Origin of the sequence: Bacillus sp. NMTD17 (genome assembly GCF_002998735.1) — a bacterium.
In the GTDB taxonomy this organism is placed as follows: Bacteria; Bacillota; Bacilli; order Bacillales; family Bacillaceae; genus Bacillus.
The window spans coordinates 1-24,582 of record NZ_PVRH01000008.1 but is presented as its reverse complement, the minus strand read 5'-3'; the positions used below and the strand labels follow the sequence as shown (position 1 = coordinate 24,582).

Genomic DNA, 24,582 nt, shown 5'->3' with positions numbered 1-24,582 from the left:
CTTCGGGTTATACCCTAGTCACTTGCTCTAATCGTTTCTGCTATTCTTTTGTGACTGCGTCACGTTCAAGATCGACAGGTGCGAGGTCTGCAGCATCTTCGTCATTAGATAACGCTAATCCGTCTGCTTTCTTCGTTTCCTCATCGTCTTCTAAATCTCTCATTTCTATCTCTTCTTCATCGCCAGATAGGATTTTGACATCCATACCTAAACTTTGAAGTTCTTTAATTAACACTTTGAATGATTCAGGGACACCTGGTTCAGGGACGTTATCCCCTTTGACGATGGCCTCGTATGTTTTCACACGACCTACAACGTCATCCGATTTAACTGTTAAGATCTCTTGAAGTGTGTATGCTGCACCGTAAGCTTCAAGCGCCCATACTTCCATCTCTCCGAAACGCTGACCACCAAACTGTGCTTTACCGCCAAGTGGCTGCTGCGTAACAAGTGAGTATGGTCCAGTTGAACGAGCGTGAAGTTTATCGTCAACCATGTGAGCCAGTTTGATCATGTACATGATTCCGACTGATACACGGTTATCGAATGGTTCACCAGTTCGACCGTCATAAAGGACTGTTTTCGCATCACGGGACATACCTGCTTCTTCAAGCGTTTCCCAAACATCTTCCTCGCGCGCACCATCAAATACTGGTGACGCAATGTGGATGCCAAGGTAACGTGCAGCCATACCCATATGAAGCTCAAGTACCTGACCGATGTTCATACGAGATGGTACCCCTAGAGGGTTTAACATGATATCAATCGGTGTTCCATCTGGAAGATACGGCATATCTTCTTCTGGAAGGATTTTAGAGATAACCCCTTTGTTACCATGTCGTCCGGCCATTTTGTCACCTTCAGAAATTTTACGCTTCTGAACGATGTATACGCGGACTAACTGGTTTACACCTGGAGGTAATTCATCTCCATCTTCACGGTTAAAGACTTTGACGTCGTGGATAATTCCGCCGCCGCCGTGTGGAACACGTAGAGACGTATCACGCACTTCACGAGCCTTTTCACCGAAGATTGCATGTAATAGACGTTCTTCAGCTGTTAGTTCTGTTACACCTTTAGGCGTTACTTTCCCTACAAGAAGGTCTCCGTCTTTTACTTCTGCACCAATACGGATGATTCCGCGCTCGTCAAGGTTGCGTAAAGCATCTTCCCCAACGTTTGGAATATCACGAGTGATTTCTTCCGGTCCAAGCTTTGTATCACGAGCTTCTGATTCATATTCTTCAATATGAATAGACGTGTAGACGTCATCTTTTACAAGGCGCTCACTCATGATGATCGCATCCTCGTAGTTATAACCGTCCCAAGTCATGAAGCCGACCATGACGTTACGTCCTAGAGCCAATTCACCTTTTTCCATTGAAGGACCGTCTGCAAGGATTTCTCCTTTTACGACTTCATCTCCAACACTTACGATTGGACGCTGGTTGTAGCAAGTCCCTTGGTTAGAGCGGACAAATTTCAGCAAGCTGTATTTGTCTAGATTCCCTTTGACTTGTTGTCCATCAACGTCTTCATAGCGACGAACCCAAATATTTTTCGCTTCAACACGTTCTACAACACCAGGGTAGCGGCAGATAACAGCAGCACCAGAGTCTTTCCCTGATACATACTCCATACCTGTACCAACAATCGGTGATTCCGGCTGCATCAAAGGCACAGCCTGACGTTGCATGTTCGCTCCCATTAGAGCACGGTTAGAGTCATCGTTTTCTAAGAATGGGATACATGCTGTCGCTGCAGAAACAACCTGCTTTGGCGAAACGTCCATGTAGTCAACGCGGTTTCGAGGAACAACTGTGTTTTCCCCTCTGAAACGAGCAATGATATTATCATCGATAAACGAACCATCTTCACCTAATATAGCATTCGCTTGTGCTACAACGTAGTTATCCTCTTCATCAGCAGTTAAGTAATCGATTCTCGGTGTCACTTTACCTGTTTCAGGGTCAACCCGGCGGTAAGGTGTTTCAATAAAGCCGAAGCGATTCACTTTTGCAAATGAAGATAGAGAGTTGATCAAACCGATGTTTGGACCCTCTGGTGTTTCAATCGGACACATACGGCCATAGTGAGAGTAGTGAACGTCACGAACTTCCATTCCTGCACGCTCACGTGTCAAACCACCCGGTCCAAGCGCCGACAGACGACGTTTGTGCGTCAATTCAGCAAGCGGGTTTGTTTGATCCATGAACTGAGAAAGCTGAGAGCTACCAAAGAACTCTTTGATAGAAGCGATCACAGGACGGATGTTGATCAGTTGCTGAGGTGTGATCGTGTTTGTGTCTTGGATCGACATTCTTTCACGAACAACACGCTCCATTCTGCTTAAACCAATACGGAATTGGTTTTGCAGAAGCTCACCTACAGAACGCAGGCGACGGTTACCAAGGTGATCGATATCATCTGTGTCACCTACACCATGAAGAAGGTTGAAGAAGTAACTGATCGATGCAATGATGTCAGAAGGCGTGATGTTTTTCACAGCTTCCTCTACGTATGCATTCCCGATCACGTTGATCACTTGCTCGCCTTCTTGATCAGACGGTGCATAAATCTTAATAGATTGAAGTTCTACTTCATCTTCTACTACGCCACCATTTGGATAAAGCTTTCTAAATCCGATGCCGTTTTCTAAGTATGGAAGAACTTTATCAAGAACTCTTCTGTCTAAAATTTGACCTTTTTCTGCTAGAATTTCACCTGTTTCAGGGTCAACTAACGTTTCAGCCAATTTTTGATTGAACAGTCTATTTTTAATATGAAGCTTTTTATTAATCTTGTAGCGTCCAACATTAGCTAGGTCATATCTCTTCGGATCGAAGAAGCGAGAGTCTAGCAGGCTTTTCGCATTTTCAACAGTTGGCGGCTCTCCAGGACGGAGGCGCTCGTAGATTTCGAGAAGTGCTTTATCCGCATTCTCTGTATTGTCTTTTTCCAGCGTGTTGCGTAAGTATTCATTCTCGCCAATGAGGTCAAGAATCTCTTGATCAGAGCTGAAGCCGAGAGCACGCAAAAGAACCGTAACCGGCAACTTACGTGTGCGATCGATGCGTACATAGACTACATCCTTCGCATCAGTTTCGTATTCTAACCATGCGCCACGGTTTGGAATGACAGTCGCAGTAAAACCTTTTTTACCGTTTTTGTCTACTTTACCACTGAAATATACACTTGGAGAACGCACTAACTGAGAAACGATTACACGTTCCGCACCGTTAATGATAAAAGTACCTGTGTCTGTCATGATTGGGAAATCACCCATGAACACATCTTGGTCTTTTACTTCTCCAGTTTCTTTGTTAATTAAACGAACTTTTACTCTTAGTGGAGCAGAGTAAGTTACATCACGTTCTTTTGATTCTGCTACAGGATACTTAGGATCCCCTAGGCTGTAATCAATGAATTCAAGAGAAAGGTTACCAGTAAAATCCTCAATTGGGGATATATCTTGAAACATCTCTCTAAGACCCTCATCAAGAAACCACTGATAAGAAGAGGTTTGAATTTCAATGAGATTTGGTAATTCTAACACTTCGCTTATGCGTGCGTAGCTTCTGCGCTGGCGGTGTCGTCCATACTGAACTAGTTGACCTGTCAACTGATTCACCCCTCAAATCATGCGTATTATATGTGTAAAAAGTATTTCAGCCTTTCAAATGTCAGTAAAGAAATACTTTTACAAGACAAAAGAAAAAAGGGTTTCTAAAATAAGAAAACCACATCCAAAAACAAATACCGATTTTATTAGTTTTCCCAAGTATGCATAATTTATACAAAATAGTTGTTTTTTAAGCCTATCAAGCAAAATATACACATTGGCATTTTATAATGTTAACACAGCTAGGAAACTGCGTCAAACTTTTTTAGCTTTGATAATATAGTAGCCCTTTTTTTTCAATACAACCTCGACTTCTCCAAAGAGCTGTTCTAATTTTTCAATCGCAGATGGTCCGCCCTGCTTTTTCTGAATAACCACCCACAACTCACCTTCCGGCAATAAATGATCAGCACTTTTTTCAAAGATCGCATGTACAACTTTCTTCCCTGCCCGTATTGGGGGATTGGTCAGTATAGAGGCAAAAGCAGCTGATGAATGAACATTCGAGAACAAATCGCTTTGATAGATGCGGACATTATCAATGCGATTATGTTTAGCGTTTTCCTTTGAAAGTTCGACTGCTCTTTCGTTCACATCAATCATATGAATGGTGCGGCTCGTCATTTCGTTTGCTAACGATAAGCCAATCGGTCCATAACCGCAACCGACATCTAAGACATCGCCATCCACGTCAGGTTCTTCAAAAGCTTCAATTAAAAGCCTTGAACCAAAGTCGACTTCTTTCTTAGAAAACACTCCACTGTCACTTGTAAAAGTAAAGGTACGGTTTCTCAAGGTGAAGTCCCATGTCTGTTTATTGCTTTTCACTGATGGCTTTTCCGTATAATAGTGGTCACTCATGATGAATGGACCTCCTCTGGATTCAATCGTTTCAGGAGAATAGAAAAGAAAAAGCCCGCCAGTAAAAGCGAGCTTTCCCAAAAGATTAGGCGAAGATTACTTAACTTCTACAGAAGCGCCAACTTCTTCAAGCTTAGCTTTAAGTTCTTCAGCTTCTTCTTTAGCAATACCTTCTTTAAGTGGTTTTGGAGTGTTGTCAACAAGTTCTTTAGCTTCTTTCAAGCCAAGACCAGTGATTTCACGAACCACTTTGATAACTTTGATTTTTTGGTCTCCAGCACCAGCAAGTACTAGATCAAAATCAGTTTTCTCTTCAGCAGCGGCACCACCAGCTGCAGCTACAGCTACAGGAGCAGCAGCAGTTACGCCAAATTCTTCTTCGATTGCTTTTACTAAGTCGTTTAACTCAAGTACAGTTGCTTCTTTAACTGAAGCAATGATTTCTTCGATATTTAAAGCCATTTGTAATTCCTCCATTTTAAGTTTTTTACGTTAAGTACGCATTAAGCGCCTTGTTCTTCTTTTTGTTCTGCAACTGCTTTAGTAGCAAGAGCAAGGTTACGAACTGGAGCTTGAAGAACGCTAAGCAACATAGAAAGTAAGCCTTCGCGAGACGGAAGTTCCGCAAGAGCCTTCACTTCTTCTACAGTCGCTACGTTTCCTTCGATGACACCAGCTTTGATTTCTAAAGCTTCGTGGCTTTTCGCAAATTCGTTGATGATTTTCGCAGGTGCGATAACATCTTCGTTACTGAATGCGATAGCGTTTGGACCTGTTAAGAAATCGTTTAAACCCGTTAGTTCAACTTGTTCAACTGCACGGCGAGTCAAAGTATTTTTGTAAACTTTGAATTCTACGCCAGCATCACGAAGCTGTTTACGAAGTTCAGTCACTTCAGAAACTGAAAGACCACGGTAATCTACAATTACAGTAGACATACTGTCTTTAAATTTAGAAGTAATTTCATCAACGACAACTTTTTTAGTATCGATTGCATTGCTCATGGTTACACCTCCTGTACATTCTTTGTGTAACACTTATACCGATCAGGCCATCACGTTCCTAACGAACGGTTCTCCATATAAAAAGCCTCCATTAAGACATGGAGGCTGTATATACAAGCATACGTTAACGTAAGACTGTGACATATACACCTCGGCGGGTTAATTAAGCCATAAGGCCCCTGCTGTCTACGGTATAAATGGACATATTCTATTTTACAACATTTTGATATTATCAAAACGATTGTGATAAGTCAAGATTTATTTTGCAGAGAAAGAAGATGGATCCACTTTCACGCCAGGGCCCATAGTAGTTGTAACAGAAACGTTTTTCACGTATACACCTTTAGCCGCTGCAGGTTTTGCTTTAAGGATTGTATCATAGATTGTTGCAAAGTTCTCAACAAGCTTTTCGTCCTCGAAAGAAACCTTTCCGATTGGCGCGTGGATGTTACCAGCTTTATCAACGCGGTATTCTACTTTACCAGCTTTGATTTCATTGATTGCTTTTTCTACTTCGAATGTAACAGTTCCTGTTTTAGGGTTTGGCATAAGACCTTTTGGTCCAAGTACACGACCGATCTTACCAACTTCACCCATCATGTCAGGTGTTGCAACGATTACATCGAATTCGAACCAGCCTTGTTGGATTTTAGTGATGTAATCAGAATCTCCAACGTAGTCTGCTCCAGCAGCTTCTGCTTCTTTTGCTTTTTCGCCTTTAGCGAACACAAGAACGCGTTGAGTTTTACCAGTTCCGTTAGGAAGTACAACTGCACCGCGGATTTGTTGATCGTTTTTACGAGGGTCTACGCCCAAACGAAAAGCAACTTCTACAGTCGCATCAAATTTCGCTGTATTTGCTTTTTTTGTAAGAGAAACAGCTTCAGCTACATCATACGCTTTAGTACGTTCGATCAGCTTAGCAGCTTCTACATACTTTTTACCTTTTTTAGCCATTATAAAAATCCTCCTTATGTGGTTTTAGCGGAATAACCTCCCACGAATAAGGGTTGCGAACTTGTCAAAACCAAACTCGCAACCCAACAAGACAATAAATTAATCTTCGATGACAATACCCATACTGCGTGCAGTACCTTCAACCATGCGCATAGCTGATTCAACGCTAGCAGCGTTTAAGTCAGGCATTTTTGTTTCCGCGATTTCGCGTACTTTATCACGCTTAACAGTTGCCACTTTATTACGGTTAGGTTCACCAGAACCAGACTCAATACCAGCTGCTTTTTTAAGTAAAACTGCAGCAGGTGGAGTTTTAGTAATAAATGTAAATGAACGGTCTTCAAAAACCGAAATTTCAACAGGAATGATAAGACCAGCTTGGTCAGCTGTACGAGCATTAAACTCCTTACAGAATCCCATGATATTAACACCGGCTTGACCTAGTGCAGGTCCAACTGGTGGAGCTGGGTTAGCTTTTCCAGCAGGAATTTGCAATTTAACAACTTTAACTACTTTTTTAGCCACGAGACACACCTCCTTAAAGTCCGTGATGTGGTAATAGGGGAATCCCCCTCCCACTCAACAACTTCATTCTTTATATGAATGACGAAATAACTAGCTAGCGATCTTGAGCGAACTCAAGACGTACCTTTGCTATATTACCACTTCTATACACTCATTTCAAGCTCTTTTGAATTACAATTTATCGATCTGCGTGAACTCAAGTTCCACGGGTGTTTCTCTACCAAACATATTAACGAATACTTTGACTTTGCTTTTATCGTAATCAATCTCTTCGATAGAGCCTGTGAAGTTAGCAAATGGTCCGTCGATTACCTTGACTGTTTCTTTTAATTCAAAGTCGATTTCTGTTTTGCGTTCTTCAAGACCCATTCTCTTCAGAATGGTTTCGGCTTCGCCTGGCAGCAGCGCTGTCGGCTTTGAGCCTGATCCAGCTGATCCAACGAATCCTGTGACACCTGGTGTATTACGAACAACATACCAAGAGTCGTCAGTCATCACGATTTCCACTAGGACATAGCCAGGGAATACTTTCTTTTTGACGACTTTTTTCTTACCATTTTTAATATCTGTTTCTTCTTCTTCTGGTACGACAACGCGGAAGATTTTATCCTGCATGCCCATTGATTCAACACGCTTTTCCAAATTCGCTTTTACTTTGTTTTCATAGCCAGAGTACGTATGCACAACATACCAATTCTTTTCCATTTCGTTCAGGACTATTCAGTCCTTCCCTCCCCACATTTCGTAATGTCTATTTGACGAATCTCGAGTACCGGTAAATATTTTCAAGCAATTGAAAAAACCCGTAAAACGGGTTTTTTGGCAAGTCATATTATGATCTATTATAGCACGTTCAGCAGACCATTATTCAAGTATTAATGAATTAATTCGATTAATTGTGAGATTCCTATATCAAGAAAAGAGAAAAAGATTGCAAAGAATACGACTGTTAAAATAACCGTGATTGTGTAGCGAATCATTTCGTTTTTCTTTGGCCAGCTGACCTTTTTCATTTCTTTCCCGACACTTTTTAAGAAACTGATAATACGCATGTAAAAGACCTCCACAGATTAAAGAACGCAAATCTTACTTCGTTTCTAAATGTGTTTTATGTGAATTACAAGTCTTGCAATATTTCTTAACTTCTAATCTTTCAGCTGCTGAAGCATCACTTTTCATTGTCGTATAATTGCGGCTTCCGCAGTCTTTACAGGCTAGAGTAATCTTTTTCCTCATATTTACACCTATTTTCTCGACATCATTTCCTTAGTACCTTATCACAGTGTCGAAAAAGCTGTCAATATAGGTTTGATTAGAGACTAATCTCGCGAAGCTCTAAATATTTCTCTAATTTTCTCTTTACTCTTTGGAGTGCGTTATCAATTGATTTCACATGACGGTTTAAATCTTCAGAAATCTCTTGATAGGATCTGCCATCAAGGTAAAGCACAAGTACCTTTCTTTCCAGCTCACTTAGTAGTTCCCCCATTTTCATTTCAATATCATCAAATTCTTCTTTGCTAATGATTAAATCTTCTGGGTTAAGCGCTTTAGCACCGGAAATGACGTCCAACAATGTTCTGTCTGATTCTTCATCATATATTGGCTTGTCTAATGATACATAGGAATTTAACGGGATATGTTTTTGGCGAGTAGCTGTTTTAATTGCGGTGATAATTTGGCGGGTAATACATAATTCTGCAAAAGCCTTAAATGAAGTAAGCTTGTCCTCTCTGAAATCGCGGATAGACTTATAAAGTCCGATCATCCCCTCTTGGACAATGTCCTCTCGATCCGCTCCAATCAAGAAATAAGATCTTGCTTTTGCACGTACAAAATTGCGGTATTTCGTTATTAAGTAATCTAGCGCATCACTATCTCCGACATGAACCCTTTCAATGACTTGTTCATCTTCCAACTGGCAAAATTGCTCTCTGATGGATTTATCCTTGCTGTTGTTTAGATTCACTTCGATCCCCCCGACCGCACCTAGATAGAAATATTATACATTAATGGTTGAAATATCGTCAAGCTATTCCAGATTCCCACGCCGCCATTTTTCAAACGTTTTCAATACATCTTCTGACAATTCAATCTTGGATACTGGTTTATCAGAAGTAATCTTTTTGACTCTCGTCTCTATCTTTCGTTCGATCACTTCAATCTCTCTCAAAAGCTCTCGAGCCGACTTCCGAAGAGCTCCTTGTCCAAAAATTGCCCATTGTTCTGTGAAGTCTGAGGTCGCCACATGAATTTGCGTCCGAACATTATTCAAATCCTGGGCCAGCTTTTCAATCCGCTCATCAGCTGTTTCATTCTCTCTCGTAAAGATGACCTCTACTCGGTGGTTGATCCGCTTTTTTTCGATCCCTTTGACCATATGGGCATCGAATACGACAATGACTCGATACCCTGTGTATGCTTGATATTCTGCTAAATTTTGAATCAGCACGTCTCTGGCTTCTTCAAAGCTGTTTTCCTTTAAGTGCTGCAGCCGAGGCCATGCACCTATCATGTTGTATCCATCGACTAAGAGGATCTCCATCTCTATTCTCCTAACGGATAACGTTTTCGATACACTTCATACATCAATAGACTAGCGGCAACTGATGCGTTTAACGAAGTGACCTTCCCGGCCATAGGCAGCTTAATCAGAAAATCACACTTTTCCTTGATCAATCGGCCAATCCCTTTTCCTTCACTGCCAATCACAAGAGCAAGCGGCATCGTGCCATCAAATTGTCTATAATCCTGTTTGGCAGACGCATCTGTTCCCGCGACCCAGATTCCTCTTTCTTTCATCTCATCAAGAGCTCTTGAAAGATTGGTGACCTTGGCAACAGGAATATGTTCAATTGCCCCAGTAGATGCTTTGGCAACGGTTGTCGTTAAGCCGACCGCTCTCCTTTTCGGAATGACAATCCCGTGTGCACCTACAGCATCTGCTGTACGCATAATGGATCCTAAATTATGAGGATCTTCAATTTCATCTAAAATAAGAAAAAACGGCTGTTCATTCCGCTTTTCGGCGATTTGATACAGGTCGTCCAATTCCGCATATTCATATGCTGCTACTTGTGCAACGATTCCCTGGTGCTGACCTGTTACCATTTGATCAAGCTTTTTCCTCGGAACATACTGAATGGTGATATTTTGTTTTTTAGCGAGTTCAATGACCTGCTGGGCTTGTCCTTTTACAGTGTTTTCTGCCATCCAGAGCTTGTATAACTCCCGATCTGACTTCAGTGTTTCAATCACTGCATTTTTCCCAATCACATAATCATGTTGCTGACTCATTTGTCTTCCTCCCTGACGTTCCGATTTCAATCGCCTGACTAATCAGCTCTTCTAAGCGTTCGTCCTGCTTTTCAATAAATAAATAACCCATGAGCGCTTCAAGCGCCGTACTATAACGATACGTTTGAACGTCTGTGTTTTTAGGCACTGTGCCTGATTTTGCATTTCTTCCTCTTTTCAGCACTGCTTCTTCTGCTTCAGTGAAAAAGCCTTGCTGCTGAAGCGTAAATAAAATAGCTGCCTGAGATTTAGCTGAAACAATCTTGCTTGCTCGTTTGTGCAGCTCATTTGGTTTTGTCGCCCCCGTTTGGAGGAGGTGATGCCTCACATAGACTTCAAAAATGGCATCACCCATATAAGCAAGCGCAAGTCCGTTCAACTGTTTACCGTCTTTCAGCTTTTCAAAATTCAACATGACCTATTCTCCTCTTTTCCAGCGAGTACCTTGAGGAGTGTCCTCCAATACAATATTCATGCTCTTTAACTGGTCACGAATTTGATCAGATAGCGCAAAGTCACGATTTCTTCTAGCCTCATTGCGTTTTTCAATTAACGCTTCTACTTCTTCGTCAAGCGTGTGCTTTTCTTCTAATGAGAAGCCAAGAACAGACGTGATTTCTTGGAATAAGCCGATAAATGCCTTGATCACTTCCTCCGAAGTATGATCATTTTCCATATAATAATTCGCCTGTTTCGCAAGTTCGAATAAAACAGAAATTGCATTTGCCGTATTAAAGTCATCATTCATTTCAGAAATAAATGTCGCACGCTGCTCTTCAATCTTCGCCAGCCATTCAGCATTGTCTTCTGTGATATTCGTGCTGCTCTCAAGGCGATGATGTAAATTAGCATACGACGTTTTGAGTCGGTTAAACGCACTCTTTGTACTCTCTAGTAAATCCATTGAGTAGTTAATTGGATGACGGTAGTGAACCGACAACATAAAGAAGCGTAGCACATCAGGATCTTGTTCTTTCACAATGTCATGCACGAGCACAAAGTTGCCAAGTGATTTTGACATTTTTTCATTCTCAATATTAATATATCCGTTATGCATCCAATACTTCGCAAAAGGTTTCCCTGTCAAAGCCTCGGATTGAGCGATTTCATTTTCATGGTGAGGGAAGGTTAAATCCTGTCCGCCAGCATGAATGTCGATCGTATCACCTAAATATTTTTTAACCATGGCCGAGCATTCGATGTGCCAGCCTGGGCGTCCTTCGCCCCACGGGCTATCCCATGAGATTTCTTGATCCTTTGCAGCCTTCCATAAAGCAAAGTCCAGTGCATCTCGTTTCTTCTCACCTACACGAATACGAGCACCTGTCTTCAGTTCATCAATCGACTGGTGAGAAAGCTTTCCGTAGCCTTCAAATGAGCGTGTGCTGTAATACACGTCGCCATCCGCTTCATAGGCGTAGCCTTTTTCAATCAATGTCGCAATAAATGCAATGATATCATCCATATTTTCCGTCACTCGCGGGTGAAGGTCAGCTTTTTTGCAGCCTAGTGCACTGACGTCTTCAAAGTAGGCTTGGATAAAGCGGTCAGCAATCGTCGGAACATCTTCTCCGAGTTCATTGGCTGCTTTGATGAGTTTATCATCCACATCTGTAAAGTTTGATACAAAGTTCACATCATAGCCGCTGTATTCTAAATACTTACGTACAGTGTCATAAACAATAGCAGGTCTGGCATTCCCGATATGAATGTAGTTATAAACGGTTGGTCCGCACACATACATCTTGACCTTTCCTGGTTCAAGCGGGACAAATTCTTCTTTCTTACGTGTCAATGTATTATAAATATTGATTGTCATGATTGTTCTTCCTTTCTGCTCAATGAAGCCAGCTCACCTTTTAGCTTTTCCATTTCTCGTTCCAATTCTTTGAAACGATCGGAAATTGGATCTGGCAAATCTTGATGATTGAGATCACGATTGATTTTCTTTCCATTTTGAACGACGACTCGCCCAGGTATACCGACAACGGTGGAATGGTCTGGTACGTCCTTTAACACGACTGACCCCGCACCAATCTTGGCCCCTTTTCCGACTGTAATGGAACCAAGCACCTTTGCACCTGTCGCAATGAGGGCATCGTCTAAAATGGTCGGGTGCCGCTTTCCCTTTTCTTTCCCTGTTCCCCCTAGTGTCACGCCTTGGAAAACAGTGACGTTGTCTCCAATTTCACATGTTTCCCCAATCACCACTCCCATGCCGTGGTCAATGAAGAAGCGCCTGCCAATGGTTGCCGCAGGGTGAATTTCCACCCCTGTGAAAAACCGGCTGACCTGAGAAATGATCCGCGCAAGAAAGTACAGCTTACGCTTATAAAATGCGTGCGCGATACGATGAGCCCAAATCGCATGAAGCCCTGAATAGGTTAGCACTACTTCAATATAGCTTCTAGCAGCAGGATCTTGATCAAACACAGTATCAATATCTTCTTTCAGCATTTTGAAAAACACATGCTCCCCCCGTTCTTCCCCATCAATCTCTCTTAGGACTTGCTCTCTTTTTTGGACAAATAAAAAACGCCTCTGCCAAATGACAGAGACGTTTTGAAAACGCGGTTCCACTCTGTTTAGAAAGCCCTCATTTTGCAGCCTTCTCAACTTAATCCCATAACGGAGGGTACCGCCCTTGCATACTAACGTACTCGTGTTCCTCAAGGGTCTTGAGGGTGCATTTCCAACGTCTGCCCATAAGTCTCTTTCAGCCGGTGAAGACTCTTTCTGTGATGGACGAAAACATTGTACTTCTCCCTCGCAACGATTTCCTTATATTTGTTTAATGCGGTTTAATACCGTTTCTTTACCTAGTAGTTCAATACTTTGCGGAAGTTCTGGGCCATGCGTTTGTCCTGTGACAGCCACACGAATTGGCATGAATAGTTTCTTGCCTTTATGCCCTGTTTCTTTTTGTACCGCTTTAATAGCAGCCTTGATTTCATCAGGTGTGAAAGACTCAAGCCGTTCAAGCTGACCAGCAAAAGATGCCATGACTTCTGGTACTTGCTCCTCTGCTAAAACTTCCTTTGCCTCTTGATTATACTCAATTTGCTCCTTAAAGAACAACTCTGTTAACTCAACAATTTCTGCTCCATAGCTTAATTGTTCGTGATACAGAGAAATAAGCTTGCGCACCCACGTGTTTTCTTCTTCTGTCAGCTGCTCGCTTACCTTGCCTGCCTTTTGAAGATGCGGAAGTGTTAACGCAACAACCTGATCAAGATCAAGTGCCTTCACGTATTGGTTATTTACCCATTTTAGTTTATGCATATCGAATAGAGCTGGTGACTTAGAAAGTCGGTTTACATCGAAAATGTCGATGAATTGCTCTTTTGTAAACAGTTCTTCTTCGCCCACCGGAGACCATCCAAGTAGTGCAATGAAGTTGAACAGGGCTTCTGGTAAATAGCCCAAGTTTTTATATTGCTCGATGAATTGAATAATGGATTCATCACGCTTACTTAATTTTTTGCGGTTCTCGTTCACAATCAGCGTCATATGTCCGAATAGCGGAACATCCCAGCCAAATGCGTTGAAGATCATGATTTGTTTAGGCGTATTCGAAATGTGATCCTCTCCGCGGAGAATGTGAGTCATTTTCATCAAATGATCATCCACTGCTACAGCGAAGTTATAAGTTGGCGTGCCGTCTTTCTTCACAATGACAAAATCACCGATGCCGTCTGTCTCAAATGAAATATCGCCTTTGACCATGTCGTCAAATTTGATGATTTCTCCTTTTGGCACTCGGAAGCGGATACTTGGCTCTCTTCCTTCAGCGATCAGCTTGTCCTCTTCTTCTTTTGATAAATGGCTGCATTTACCAGAATATCGAGGCATTTCACTGCGGGCGATTTGTGCTTCACGCTCTTCCTCTAGCTCTTCAGCCGTACAATAGCACTTATACGCCAAGTCTTTCTCTAGCAGCTCATCATAATATTTTTTGTAAATCTCATTACGCTCTGATTGTCTGTAAGGACCATAGCCGCCATCTTTATCAATGCTCTCATCCCAATCAATACCGAGCCATTGCAGGTGGCGAAGCTGGCTTTCTTCTCCGCCTTCTACATTACGCTTTTGATCCGTATCTTCGATTCGAATAATAAATTTGCCGCCTTGGCTGCGTGCGAACAAATAGTTGAAAAGAGCCGTTCTAGCATTCCCAATATGTAAATGACCAGTTGGACTCGGTGCATAACGAACACGCACTTCATTTCCCATGAGTTTAACTTCCTTTCATCTGCATCATGTTGTCTGACACCAATTTTTTATAAACGTATTTTATCATCAAATCCCATTCTCATCAAAATGGATTTCACTTTTTCTGAAGAAGCACTGTTGCCTGAGAGGCAATTCCTTCGCCTCTTCCTGTAAATCCAAGTTTCTCTGTCGTTGTTGCTTTCACATTCACCTGTGTGACATCTGCCTCAAGCGCTTCTGCAATCTTCTCACACATTGGTTGAATGTAAGGTGCCATTTTGGGCTTTTGCGCCATGATGGTGCAATCAATATTCACAAGTGTGTAGCCTTTTTCCTTTACTAGTGCCCACACATGCTGCAGTAATTTAAAAGAATCCGCATCCTTAAACTCAGGATCTGTGTCTGGGAAATGTCTGCCGATATCTCCTTCAGCAATCGCACCTAGGCAGGCATCTGCCACTGTGTGAAGCAGTACATCAGCGTCTGAATGCCCAAGCAGCCCCTTTTCATATGGGATGGTGACCCCGCCGATAATCAAAGGTCTTCCCTCTGTTAATTGATGTACATCAAAGCCTTGTCCTATTCTCAACATGATCTAGTACCCTCTTTCCGCATCCATAATTGCCTTGGCAACCAATAAATCATCCGGTGTCGTCAGCTTAATATTGGTGTAATCTCCTTGGACAATATACACGTTTTCACCATGTAATTGTTCCACAAGACTGGCGTCGTCTGTTCCAAGAAAGCCGGTCCGCTCCGCATATTCATGCGCCTCTTTTAAAATAGAATGACGAAAAGCTTGTGGGGTCTGGACTGCCCACAAGCTCTGACGTTCAATGGTTTGTTCCACTTTGCCTTCTTGAACGCGCTTGATTGTGTCTTTCACTGGTACCGCTACAACTGCGGAGCCTTTTTCAATCGCCGCTTTAACGAGCAAGTCAATCTGTGTATGCTTAATAAAAGGCCTTGCCCCATCATGAACAAGCACGATGTCTGCATCTTTCACAGCCTTTAATCCTTCGTATACACTTTGCTGACGTTCTTCACCGCCAGTGACAAGTGAAACAGGCGTTTGAAAAGCGTGTACCTTGAGTAGCCTTTCAAAGTCTTGACGCTCCTCTTCATTGATCGCTAGGATCATGCGTTTGCATTGCGAATGAGCGTCAAACACCTTTAGTGTATGAATAATGACCGGCATTCTTTTCAGCTCAATAAAAAGCTTATTGCGGCCGGCCTTCATTCGTTTCCCCTGCCCCGCAGCCGGAATAACTACTTCATAATACATGTTCGTTCTCCCTTTAGAGCGCCTTCTCCAGAAGTTTTGGCTTCGCAAAAATCATTCTTCCAGCAGCAGTCTGCAGCACACTTGTGACGAGCACATCGATGTCTTTTCCAATGTAATTGCGTCCTTCTTCGACCACAATCATCGTACCGTCATCTAAGTAAGCAACACCTTGGTTATGCTCTTTCCCATCTTTAATGACCTGTACCTTCATTTCTTCCCCAGGTAGCACAACCGGTTTCACCGCATTGGCTAGATCATTGATGTTTAACACTGCTACTTTTTGAAGTTCGCATACTTTATTTAAATTAAAATCATTTGTCACAACAACACCTGAAGTTAATTTAGCGAGCTTCACAAGCTTGCTATCAACCTCTTGAATGTCTTCAAAGTCACCTTCGTAAATTTCAACTTTGATATCTAATTCTTTTTGAATACGATTTAAAATATCAAGACCTCTTCGGCCTCTATTTCTCTTTAATACATCAGAAGAGTCTGCAATATGCTGTAATTCCTCGAGCACAAATTGAGGAATGACCATGACACCTTCTAAGAATCCAGTTTGACAAATATCTGCGATTCTTCCATCAATGATAACACTTGTGTCTAAAATTTTCAGCTTTTTATCTTCTATTTCAGGTTCATCATCAGCTGCTCCTTTTTTCTTGGTGACCTTTGCAGATCGGGAGAACAGCCCCATCATTTCATCCTTCTTCTTAAACCCTACCTGAAATCCAAGGTATCCTAAAAAGAAAGCCAGGAAAATCGGAATAATGGTACCAAAAATATGATATGGGATATTGTTTAGCGGGATCACGTTTACAATAAGATATGCTAGAATAAGTCCAAATACTAATCCGAAACTTCCAGATATAAGATCAGGAAGAGGCGCCTTTAATAGAGAATCCTCGATCCATTTCACCCAATTAACCACATAGCCTGTGCACCATTTGCCGATGATAAAGAACACAGCGGCTCCTATTAGTGCTGAAGAGTAAGCATTTGTTATGAAAGGTATGTCCTTTACATTTAACAGCAGAAATAACTCTGGAATGATAAAAATCCCTACAACTGCACCAAAAATGATAAAAAACGCCTGAACGATTCTTTTTAACATACCTTCACCTCCTTTATTTTTCATCTGTCAATCCACCCTCACCTGACATTGATATATGTTTAAGTTTCCTATCATAATCAACAGAAAACAAAAGCATCATTAATATACCCATATTCATCCATTTTTAACCGTGTTTAAGAAAAATTTCTCTCCTTATAGCTGGCGGTCGATATAATGTTTTTCTTGCAGTCTTTTTAATCCTTTTTTTATCTTTTTCGCTCTTACTTCTCCAATTCCTTCTACTTCATCCAAATCTTGTACATCCGCTTCCATAATTCGATCTAACACACCGAACGCTTCAACCACGTTTTCGACGATTGGCATAGGCAGTCTAGGGATTTTGTGAAGCAATCTGTAGCCTCTTGTGTACACATATTCGTCAATATTTGTAGAAGCTGGATAGCCAAGTAACTTGTACAGAATGGAGTCATCTAAAAGCTCAAAGCTAGACATATCTTGGAGCTGTTTAAGCAGAACATATGGATCTTTAATCTTTTCTTTCACGTAATCTTTAATAAATAAAGCCGCTTCCTGCTCCATATCTGTAATCAGTTCATTGACTTGCAGACGGATCAAATGTCCTTCTGTTCCGAGCTCTTTGATATACATATTGATTTCATTTTTGATTCTAAGCACCATCTCGTAACGATGCAGCACGGATAATACATCACCAAAGGTCACAAGCTCTTCAAATTCTAGGGCGCTTAGCGCAGAAATGGCGTGATCTAAAATGGTTTTATATTTCTCAAGTGTTTGTATGGCTTGGTTGGCCTTCGTTAAAATAAAGCCAATATCTTTCAGCGTATAACGACGATTCCCTTGGTATAAGGTAATGACGTTCCTCCGTTCAGAAATCGCAATGATTAAGCAGCCTGTCTGCTTCGCTACACGTTCAGCAGTACGGTGCCTCATGCCCGTTTCCGATGAATGGATGGTTGCATCTGGCATCAGCTGTGTATTCGCATACAAGATCTTTTGACCAGAATCGCTTAAAATAATGGCTCCATCCATCTTAGCCAATTCATATAAGTGTGCTGGGGAGAAGGCAGAGTTAATATGAAACCCTCCATCTACAACACTCTTGACTTTGTCGTTATAACCAACAACAATGAGCCCGCCAGTATTGGCCCTCAGGACATTTTCGATCCCAGCCCGAAGAGGTGTCCCTGGTGCCACAAACTGTACGATATCTAAGAGATCGAGTTCTCTCGCTCCTTTTTTCTCTTTTTCCATTTCTATGATCCCCCTAGTGAAATTCGAAGTGCCTCCGCTACATTTTCTACACCGACTAACTCAATCCCTCTCGGCTTTTTCCATCCATCTATATTCGCCTGAGGAATAAACATTCGCTTAAATCCTAGTTTCGCAGCTTCCTGCACACGCTGTTCAATTCTTGATACTCTTCTGACTTCTCCCGTCAGACCGACCTCTCCTATAAAGCAATCCGCTTGATGCGGCGCTGCGTCTTTAAAGCTTGAAGCAATACTGACGGCAATGGCCAAGTCAATCGCTGGTTCGTCAAGCTTCACACCGCCTGCGACCTTTAAATACGCATCTTGGTTTTGCAGCAGCAGTCCGACACGTTTTTCTAAAACCGCCATGAGCAATGACACACGATTATGATCAAGGCCTGTAGCCATTCTCCGTGGATTTCCAAAGCTTGTCGGTGAAATTAATGCTTGTATCTCGACAAGAACAGGTCTTGTTCCTTCCATTGAGGCAACAACACACGATCCAGATACACCTGCCGAACGTTCTTCTAAGAAAATTTCGGATGGGTTTAATACTTCCGTGAGTCCTTCCTCTCTCATTTCAAAAATCCCTAGTTCATTCGTCGAGCCAAATCGGTTTTTCACCGCACGTAAGATACGAAACGTATGATGACGCTCGCCTTCAAAATAAAGAACCGTGTCCACCATATGCTCTAAAAGGCGTGGACCTGCGATCGAGCCTTCTTTGGTCACGTGACCAACGATAAATATTGGAATACCATTTGTCTTGGCAATTTTCATCAGCTGTGCTGTACATTCTCTCACTTGAGATACAGACCCAGGAGCTGACGTAATATCGCTTTGATAAACGGTTTGAATCGAATCCACCACGACAAAAGCGGGTTTCATCTCTTGTATAGCAGACGTTATATACTCCATATCGGTTTCAGCCAAAACATGTAAAGAGGTGCTTTTTATGCCGAGGCGGTCCGCTCTTAGCTTCGTTTGTTTAATGGACTCCTCACCAGATATGTATAATACATTCTGATTTTTGTCTGAGAGCTGTGCTGATACTTGTAATAATAATGTGGACTTCCCAATCCCAGGATCTCCGCCAATGAGAACAAGAGAGCCTTTGACAATTCCACTTCCTAATACTCGGTTAAATTCTTCTAAATTCGTTTTGATTCGGGGTTCATCTGATGTTTCAATTGCAGATATAGGTGAAGGTTTTTGAATGGTTTGAACAGAATGATTAAAAGCGCTTCGACGGTTTGCCGGCTCTTTGCGAACGACCTCTTCTGTCATACTGTTCCACGTGCCGCAGCCTGGACATTTCCCCATCCATTTGGCTGACTCATAACCGCACGATTGGCATATAAATTTTGATTTTGTCTTAGCCATAGATTGAAGAATACAACTCCTTATACTGATCAGAAAATAAGTAAAGGGAGGCATACACTTTACTGGTATGCCTCACACTTTTTTCTTACTATATTAGTTCGTAGCAGCCGTCGTTTTTACGACAATTTCTCCATCTTCCACATCTAATACGATATGTTGACCTTTTTCAATATTACCCTTCAGAAGCTCCTCAGAAAGTCGATCCTCCACATGCTTTTGAATCGCTCTTCTTAACGGGCGCGCACCGTACTCAAGATCTACACCTTCGTCGGCAATCTTCGCTTTTGCTGCTTCCGTCAATTCGATTGAAAGGTCTTGTTCTTTTAATCGTTTCGTCAATTGATCAGACATGAGAGACACGATCTCTTTTAGATGTTTCTTTTCAAGTGAATGGAAGACAATGATTTCATCAATACGGTTGATGAATTCTGGTCTAAATGCACGCTTCAACTCGCCCATCACTTTGCCTTTCATATCCTTGTAATTTTGTCCTTCATCCTGCACATTAAAGCCAACATATTTATTTCGCTTCAATTCACTAGCTCCAACGTTGGATGTCATGATCAAAATCGTATTTCTAAAGTCAACGGTACGCCCTTTAGAATCAGTCAGACGGCCATCTTCTAACACTTGTAGCAAAATGTTGAATACATCTGGATGTGCCTTTTCAATCTCGTCTAAAAGCACAACAGAATAAGGTTTTCTTCTCACTTTTTCAGTCAGTTGACCGCCTTCTTCATAGCCAACATAGCCTGGAGGTGACCCAACAAGTCTAGATGTAGAGTGTTTTTCCATGTATTCAGACATATCAATACGGATCATCGCTTCTTCATCACCGAAAATAGACTCTGCGAGTGCTCTTGCAAGCTCCGTTTTACCAACCCCTGTTGGGCCTAAGAAGATAAAGGAGCCGATTGGACGTTTTGGATCTTTTAGGCCAGCACGCGCACGTCTCACAGCTTTTGCTACAGCGACAACCGCTTCATCCTGCCCGATCACACGAGAGTGGAGCAATTGTTCCATATTGAGAAGCTTATCTGTTTCTGTTTGTGCAATTTTTGAAACAGGCACTCCCGTCCAGCTAGAGACAACCATTGCGATATCATCCACTGATACCTCTGAATTCTCCTGTCCTTGCTTTTCTTTCCAAGATTTCTTTGTGACTTCTACTTTTTCACGCAAACGCTGTTCCGTATCGCGAAGAGAAGCTGCTTTTTCAAATTCCTGACTTTGAACAGCAGCATCCTTTTCCTTGCGTACTTCATCGAGCTTTTGCTCTAGTTCTTTTAGGTTAGGCGGTGTTGTGAAAGAACGTAAGCGGACTTTCGAACCTGCCTCATCAATTAAATCAATCGCCTTATCTGGAAGGAAACGATCAGAAATATAACGGTCAGACAGCTTCACCGCCGCCTCAATCGCTTCATCCGTAATGGACACACGGTGATGTGCCTCATAACGATCTCTAAGTCCTCTTAAGATTTGAATACTTTCATCAACAGATGGCTGATCCACTTGAATTGGCTGGAAACGTCGTTCAAGCGCAGCATCCTTTTCAATATATTTACGGTACTCATCTAACGTTGTCGCCCCGATACATTGAAGCTCTCCACGTGCTAAGGATGGTTTGAGAATATTAGATGCGTCAATCGCACCCTCTGCTCCACCAGCACCAATGAGTGTATGAAGCTCATCAATGAAGAGAATGATATTTCCTGCCTGACGAATTTCGTCCATGACTTTTTTCAAACGATCCTCAAATTCACCACGATATTTCGTTCCCGCTACAACGGTTCCCATATCAAGTGTCATCACTCGTTTATCGCGCAGGATTTCAGGCACTTCATTATGAATAATTTGCTGCGCAAGACCTTCAGCGATGGCTGTTTTACCAACACCAGGCTCACCAATCAGCACAGGGTTATTTTTTGTTCTTCTGCTTAGGACCTCAATGACACGCTGAATTTCTTTGCTTCGTCCAATGACAGGGTCCAAACTGTCTTCTTTCGCAATAGCTGTTAAATCCCTTGCCAAGCTATCTAATGTTGGTGTATTTGCATTGCTGTTAGAGCCAGCGGCAGATGCACCTGTTTCATTGCTGCCAAGCAGCTGCAGAACTTGCTGACGTGCTTTATTTAAGCTCACTCCGAGGTTATTTAAAACGCGGGCAGCTACACCCTCTCCCTCGCGAATAAGACCTAATAGAATATGTTCTGTCCCTACATAGGAATGACCTAGCTTTCTTGCTTCATCCATTGAAAGCTCAGTGACCTTCTTCGCTCTAGGCGTATAATGAGGAATAGCTTGAGACACCTCTTGCCCTCTTCCAATCAAGCTTTCGACTTCTTTTTGGATTTTATCTGAAACAAGGCCCAGTGCTTCTAACGCTTTTGCGGCGATGCCCTCACCCTCACGTACTAGACCAAGTAAAATGTGCTCAGTACCAATGTTCTTATGGCCTAGGCGAATGGCTTCTTCTTGTGCAAGTGCTAATACCTTTTGAGCTCTTTCAGTGAATCTTCCAAACATCATATCGTTTCATCCTCCTGTCCATTCCTATGCATTTCTAAACGCAGCCTTTCTCTAATAATCGCTGCTCGTTTTATATCTCGTTCATTTGGCTCCAAAGCTCCTCCTGAGTACTGTTGAAGAAAGCCTGGCTGAGTCAAAATCATGAGTTCATTCAGTATATTACTTGAAAGCCCCTTAATGATACCTAAATCAATTCCAAGCCGCACATCTGACAAACACTTTGCTGTTTCCTTTGATTCAATCATACGACAATTGGACAATATCCCTAAGGAACGGTACACTCTGTCCTCAAGTTCAATTTGAGATGTTTGATATAACGCCTTTCGTGCAGATCGCTCTTGTTCAATGAGCTGAGCGGTCACACTATTTAAGTCGTCTACAATATCTTCTTCTGATTGACCAAGTGTCATTTGATTTGAAATTTGAAAGATGTTCCCTATTGCTTCGCTACCTTCACCATAAATTCCTCTGACTACAAGACCTAATTGATTAATGGCCGGAATAATCCGATTCATTTGTCTTGTGAGGGCTAAAGCTGGTAAATGCATCATAACCGATGCCCTAATACCTGTACCTACATTCGTTGGACAGCTTGTTAAGTATCCCCGCTTTTCCGAAAACGCATAATCCACTTGCTCTTCAATCCAGTCATCTATCTGATTAGCCGCTTTTAATGCATTGGCTAGTTGGAAACCTGGGAATAAGCATTGGATTCGAATATGGTCTTCTTCATTCAGCATCACACTGATTTCCTCATTTTCAGAAAGCAAACAACCGCCAAATCTTGATTCTGCTAAGTTTGGGCTGATCAAATGCTTTTCAACAAGTACTCTCTTGGCTAAAGGCTGCGTTTCATTCATACGAATCAGAACAAAGTTTCCGATGTCCTTCACTTCCTGGCTAGCAAACTTTTGCTCGAATTGCTGGAGGACAGCTTCAGCCTCTTCTTGAGAAAACTGAGTTGGGAAACGAACATGCTCTAGGTTGCGTGCTAGCCGGATTCGACTGCTTAGAACAATGTCACTTTCTGGTCCTTTTTGTTTCATCCATTGACTTAAAGCGTCTTGAATAAAATGCTGGAGCGACATGTTGTTAATCTCCCTCCCTCTGCTGAGATTGTTCATGCTCTAATGCACGAATTTGATCTCGAACTTCCGCTGCCTTTTCGAACTCTTCTTGTTCAATTAACTGTTTCAGCTCTTGCTGCATCATCTCAAGTTTCCGGCGGACATGAAGACTGCCGGCAATCCGTTTAGGCACTTTTCCATTATGGACTGTATTTCCACTATGGACTTTCCGTAAAACAGGGTTCAGATACTGATCAAATGAACGATAGCATTCTGCACAGCCAAAACGGCCTGTTTTTCTGAATTGTTGAAAGGTTAAGCCACACTTAGGACATTGATCCACTTCTCTCGCTTCTTGAAAAATGGATGATCCCTTATTAGCACTTGTGGTGAAGCTAGGATCAATATTCAATAAGCCTGATAATAAGTTGTGAATCGAGAAACCCTGGTTTCCACTCATAGCATATGAATCACTGTTTTCTTTTGCACATTGTTCACATATGTGCATTTCTTGTTTTTCTCCATTTATAACTTTCGTAAAGTGAAAAGTGGCTGGTCTCTCATTGCATTCTTGACAAATCAATCTTTTCACCCGCTTTACTTTAATTTCAAAGCATTTAACATCGCTTTCATCATCCGAGCCCGCAATTCATCTCGTTCAGGTAAATCAATGTGCAAAACAGAACGGTCCATGACACTGATCATCATCTTAGCTTCTCTTTCAGATAAAATGTTATTTTCTACAAGACGCATGATGATATGATCAGAGGCAGCCTGTGATAAACGATGATATATTTGGGAAATAATGTTGTTCAATAAGTCGACTTCATCATTCATTTTGACTTTAATGATGCGGATATAGCCACCGCCGCCACGCTTACTTTCAACGATATAGCCTCTCTCGCTCGTAAAGCGTGTATTGATAACATAGTTAATTTGTGAAGGTACGCATTGAAACTTATCTGCAATTTCATTGCGCTTAATTTCTAATATTTCTCGACCATTCTGATCCAAGACTTCCTTCAAATACTGCTCGATGATATCAGAAATATTTTGTGCCACTCCGCCTCCTCCTCCATTGACTTTGACTATATTTGACTTTAACCTTACTATAAATTTTTTCGATCGATTTTTCAAGATAATCGCTCAACTAAGAATATTATTTCCACATTTATATGGTGTCAAACCTCTCAAAAACACAAAAAAGACCAGTTCCGTATGGAACTGATCCTTAGAAAAGCTTGGCGGCGTCCTACTCTCACAGGGGGAAACCCCCAACTACCATCGGCGCTGAAGAGCTTAACTTCCGTGTTCGGTATGGGAACGGGTGTGACCTCTTCGCTATCGCCACCAAACCTGATGGAGAGAATGTTCTCTCAAAACTAGATAACAATGTTCAAGCTTCACATTAGAATATAGGTTAAGTCCTCGATCTATTAGTATCTGTCAGCTCCACGTGTCACCACGCTTCCACCTCAGACCTATCAACCTGAT

Annotated in this window: 25 protein-coding genes, 1 rRNA gene and 2 other annotated features; all 26 genes read right to left on the bottom strand. The window is 42.0% G+C overall.

What is annotated here, in order from left to right; all coding sequences use genetic code 11:
- Window positions 1–40: 40 nt before the first annotated feature.
- The 26 genes from rpoB to rrf all read right to left on the bottom strand — a co-directional run bounded on the left by rpoB (window position 41) and on the right by rrf (window position 24,443).
- Complete coding sequence (gene rpoB / locus C6347_RS18315; RefSeq protein ID WP_003217223.1) at window positions 41–3,622, bottom strand: DNA-directed RNA polymerase subunit beta; 3,582 nt, start codon at window positions 3,620–3,622, stop codon at window positions 41–43.
- Between the two features lie 255 nt (window positions 3,623–3,877).
- The gene (locus C6347_RS18310) at window positions 3,878–4,483 is read right to left on the bottom strand and encodes a class I SAM-dependent methyltransferase (protein ID WP_044139657.1); all 606 of its coding nucleotides are present in this window, start codon (window positions 4,481–4,483) and stop codon (window positions 3,878–3,880) included.
- A gap of 96 nt (window positions 4,484–4,579) precedes the next feature.
- Window positions 4,580–4,945 carry a 50S ribosomal protein L7/L12 gene (gene rplL / locus C6347_RS18305; RefSeq protein WP_003216952.1) on the bottom strand — a complete coding sequence of 122 codons (366 nt, stop codon included), beginning with the start codon at window positions 4,943–4,945 and terminating at the stop codon, window positions 4,580–4,582.
- A gap of 41 nt (window positions 4,946–4,986) precedes the next feature.
- The gene (gene rplJ / locus C6347_RS18300; protein WP_034665618.1) at window positions 4,987–5,487 is read right to left on the bottom strand and encodes a 50S ribosomal protein L10; all 501 of its coding nucleotides are present in this window, start codon (window positions 5,485–5,487) and stop codon (window positions 4,987–4,989) included.
- Window positions 5,488–5,556: 69 nt separating this feature from the next.
- Window positions 5,557–5,697: a sequence feature (ribosomal protein L10 leader region), on the bottom strand.
- A 48-nt stretch (window positions 5,698–5,745) separates the two neighbouring features.
- On the bottom strand, window positions 5,746–6,444 hold the full coding sequence (gene rplA / locus C6347_RS18295; protein ID WP_034665623.1) for a 50S ribosomal protein L1: 699 nt from the start codon (window positions 6,442–6,444) through the stop codon (window positions 5,746–5,748).
- 99 nt (window positions 6,445–6,543) lie between these two features.
- Entirely contained in the window at window positions 6,544–6,969 is a 426-nt protein-coding gene (gene rplK, locus C6347_RS18290; RefSeq protein ID WP_003216956.1) for a 50S ribosomal protein L11, read from the bottom strand.
- Window positions 6,970–7,140: 171 nt separating this feature from the next.
- On the bottom strand, window positions 7,141–7,674 hold the full coding sequence (nusG, locus tag C6347_RS18285; protein WP_003217197.1) for a transcription termination/antitermination protein NusG: 534 nt from the start codon (window positions 7,672–7,674) through the stop codon (window positions 7,141–7,143).
- A 170-nt stretch (window positions 7,675–7,844) separates the two neighbouring features.
- A complete protein-coding gene (gene secE / locus C6347_RS18280; RefSeq protein ID WP_003216942.1) occupies window positions 7,845–8,021 on the bottom strand; it encodes a preprotein translocase subunit SecE in 177 nt (58 codons plus the stop codon).
- A gap of 34 nt (window positions 8,022–8,055) precedes the next feature.
- On the bottom strand, window positions 8,056–8,205 hold the full coding sequence (gene rpmG, locus C6347_RS18275) for a 50S ribosomal protein L33 (RefSeq protein WP_012008694.1): 150 nt from the start codon (window positions 8,203–8,205) through the stop codon (window positions 8,056–8,058).
- Window positions 8,206–8,281: 76 nt separating this feature from the next.
- Window positions 8,282–8,938: an RNA polymerase sporulation sigma factor SigH gene (sigH, locus tag C6347_RS18270; protein ID WP_003217132.1), complete on the bottom strand. Its 657-nt coding sequence runs from the start codon at window positions 8,936–8,938 to the stop codon at window positions 8,282–8,284.
- Window positions 8,939–9,001: 63 nt separating this feature from the next.
- Window positions 9,002–9,514, bottom strand: a complete 513-nt coding sequence (gene rae1 / locus C6347_RS18265) for a ribosome-dependent mRNA decay endonuclease Rae1/YacP (protein WP_060595377.1) — start codon at window positions 9,512–9,514, stop codon at window positions 9,002–9,004.
- A 2-nt stretch (window positions 9,515–9,516) separates the two neighbouring features.
- The gene (rlmB, locus tag C6347_RS18260) at window positions 9,517–10,266 is read right to left on the bottom strand and encodes a 23S rRNA (guanosine(2251)-2'-O)-methyltransferase RlmB (protein ID WP_034665632.1); all 750 of its coding nucleotides are present in this window, start codon (window positions 10,264–10,266) and stop codon (window positions 9,517–9,519) included.
- Window positions 10,250–10,681, bottom strand: coding sequence for a Mini-ribonuclease 3 (locus C6347_RS18255; RefSeq protein ID WP_034665636.1), 432 nt, complete (start codon window positions 10,679–10,681; stop codon window positions 10,250–10,252). The genes rlmB and C6347_RS18255 overlap by 17 nt, the downstream gene beginning before the upstream one ends.
- 3 nt (window positions 10,682–10,684) lie before the next feature.
- Window positions 10,685–12,085 carry a cysteine--tRNA ligase gene (cysS, locus tag C6347_RS18250; RefSeq protein ID WP_060595376.1) on the bottom strand — a complete coding sequence of 467 codons (1,401 nt, stop codon included), beginning with the start codon at window positions 12,083–12,085 and terminating at the stop codon, window positions 10,685–10,687.
- Complete coding sequence (gene cysE / locus C6347_RS18245) at window positions 12,082–12,735, bottom strand: serine O-acetyltransferase (RefSeq protein WP_012008691.1); 654 nt, start codon at window positions 12,733–12,735, stop codon at window positions 12,082–12,084. Before cysE ends, cysS begins: the two co-directional genes overlap by 4 nt.
- 81 nt (window positions 12,736–12,816) lie before the next feature.
- Window positions 12,817–13,048: a binding site (T-box leader), on the bottom strand.
- Window positions 13,048–14,499, bottom strand: a complete 1,452-nt coding sequence (gene gltX, locus C6347_RS18240) for a glutamate--tRNA ligase (protein ID WP_060595375.1) — start codon at window positions 14,497–14,499, stop codon at window positions 13,048–13,050. It overlaps the preceding feature by 1 nt.
- 94 nt (window positions 14,500–14,593) lie before the next feature.
- Complete coding sequence (gene ispF / locus C6347_RS18235) at window positions 14,594–15,070, bottom strand: 2-C-methyl-D-erythritol 2,4-cyclodiphosphate synthase (protein ID WP_003216928.1); 477 nt, start codon at window positions 15,068–15,070, stop codon at window positions 14,594–14,596.
- Between the two features lie 3 nt (window positions 15,071–15,073).
- Window positions 15,074–15,763, bottom strand: a complete 690-nt coding sequence (gene ispD / locus C6347_RS18230; RefSeq protein ID WP_034665643.1) for a 2-C-methyl-D-erythritol 4-phosphate cytidylyltransferase — start codon at window positions 15,761–15,763, stop codon at window positions 15,074–15,076.
- 13 nt (window positions 15,764–15,776) lie between these two features.
- A complete protein-coding gene (locus C6347_RS18225) occupies window positions 15,777–16,877 on the bottom strand; it encodes a PIN/TRAM domain-containing protein (protein ID WP_003217214.1) in 1,101 nt (366 codons plus the stop codon).
- A gap of 153 nt (window positions 16,878–17,030) precedes the next feature.
- Window positions 17,031–18,110, bottom strand: coding sequence for a DNA integrity scanning diadenylate cyclase DisA (disA, locus tag C6347_RS18220; RefSeq protein ID WP_012008686.1), 1,080 nt, complete (start codon window positions 18,108–18,110; stop codon window positions 17,031–17,033).
- A gap of 2 nt (window positions 18,111–18,112) precedes the next feature.
- On the bottom strand, window positions 18,113–19,492 hold the full coding sequence (radA, locus tag C6347_RS18215; protein ID WP_034620767.1) for a DNA repair protein RadA: 1,380 nt from the start codon (window positions 19,490–19,492) through the stop codon (window positions 18,113–18,115).
- Window positions 19,493–19,585: 93 nt separating this feature from the next.
- Window positions 19,586–22,021: an ATP-dependent protease ATP-binding subunit ClpC gene (gene clpC, locus C6347_RS18210; protein ID WP_034665649.1), complete on the bottom strand. Its 2,436-nt coding sequence runs from the start codon at window positions 22,019–22,021 to the stop codon at window positions 19,586–19,588.
- On the bottom strand, window positions 22,018–23,109 hold the full coding sequence (gene mcsB / locus C6347_RS18205; protein ID WP_034665652.1) for a protein-arginine kinase McsB: 1,092 nt from the start codon (window positions 23,107–23,109) through the stop codon (window positions 22,018–22,020). The genes clpC and mcsB overlap by 4 nt, the downstream gene beginning before the upstream one ends.
- 4 nt (window positions 23,110–23,113) lie before the next feature.
- On the bottom strand, window positions 23,114–23,671 hold the full coding sequence (gene mcsA / locus C6347_RS18200; RefSeq protein WP_066031441.1) for a protein-arginine kinase activator protein McsA: 558 nt from the start codon (window positions 23,669–23,671) through the stop codon (window positions 23,114–23,116).
- A gap of 14 nt (window positions 23,672–23,685) precedes the next feature.
- On the bottom strand, window positions 23,686–24,150 hold the full coding sequence (locus tag C6347_RS18195) for a CtsR family transcriptional regulator (protein ID WP_003217184.1): 465 nt from the start codon (window positions 24,148–24,150) through the stop codon (window positions 23,686–23,688).
- A gap of 177 nt (window positions 24,151–24,327) precedes the next feature.
- A 5S ribosomal RNA gene (gene rrf, locus C6347_RS18190) occupies window positions 24,328–24,443 on the bottom strand.
- Window positions 24,444–24,582 lie beyond the last annotated feature (139 nt).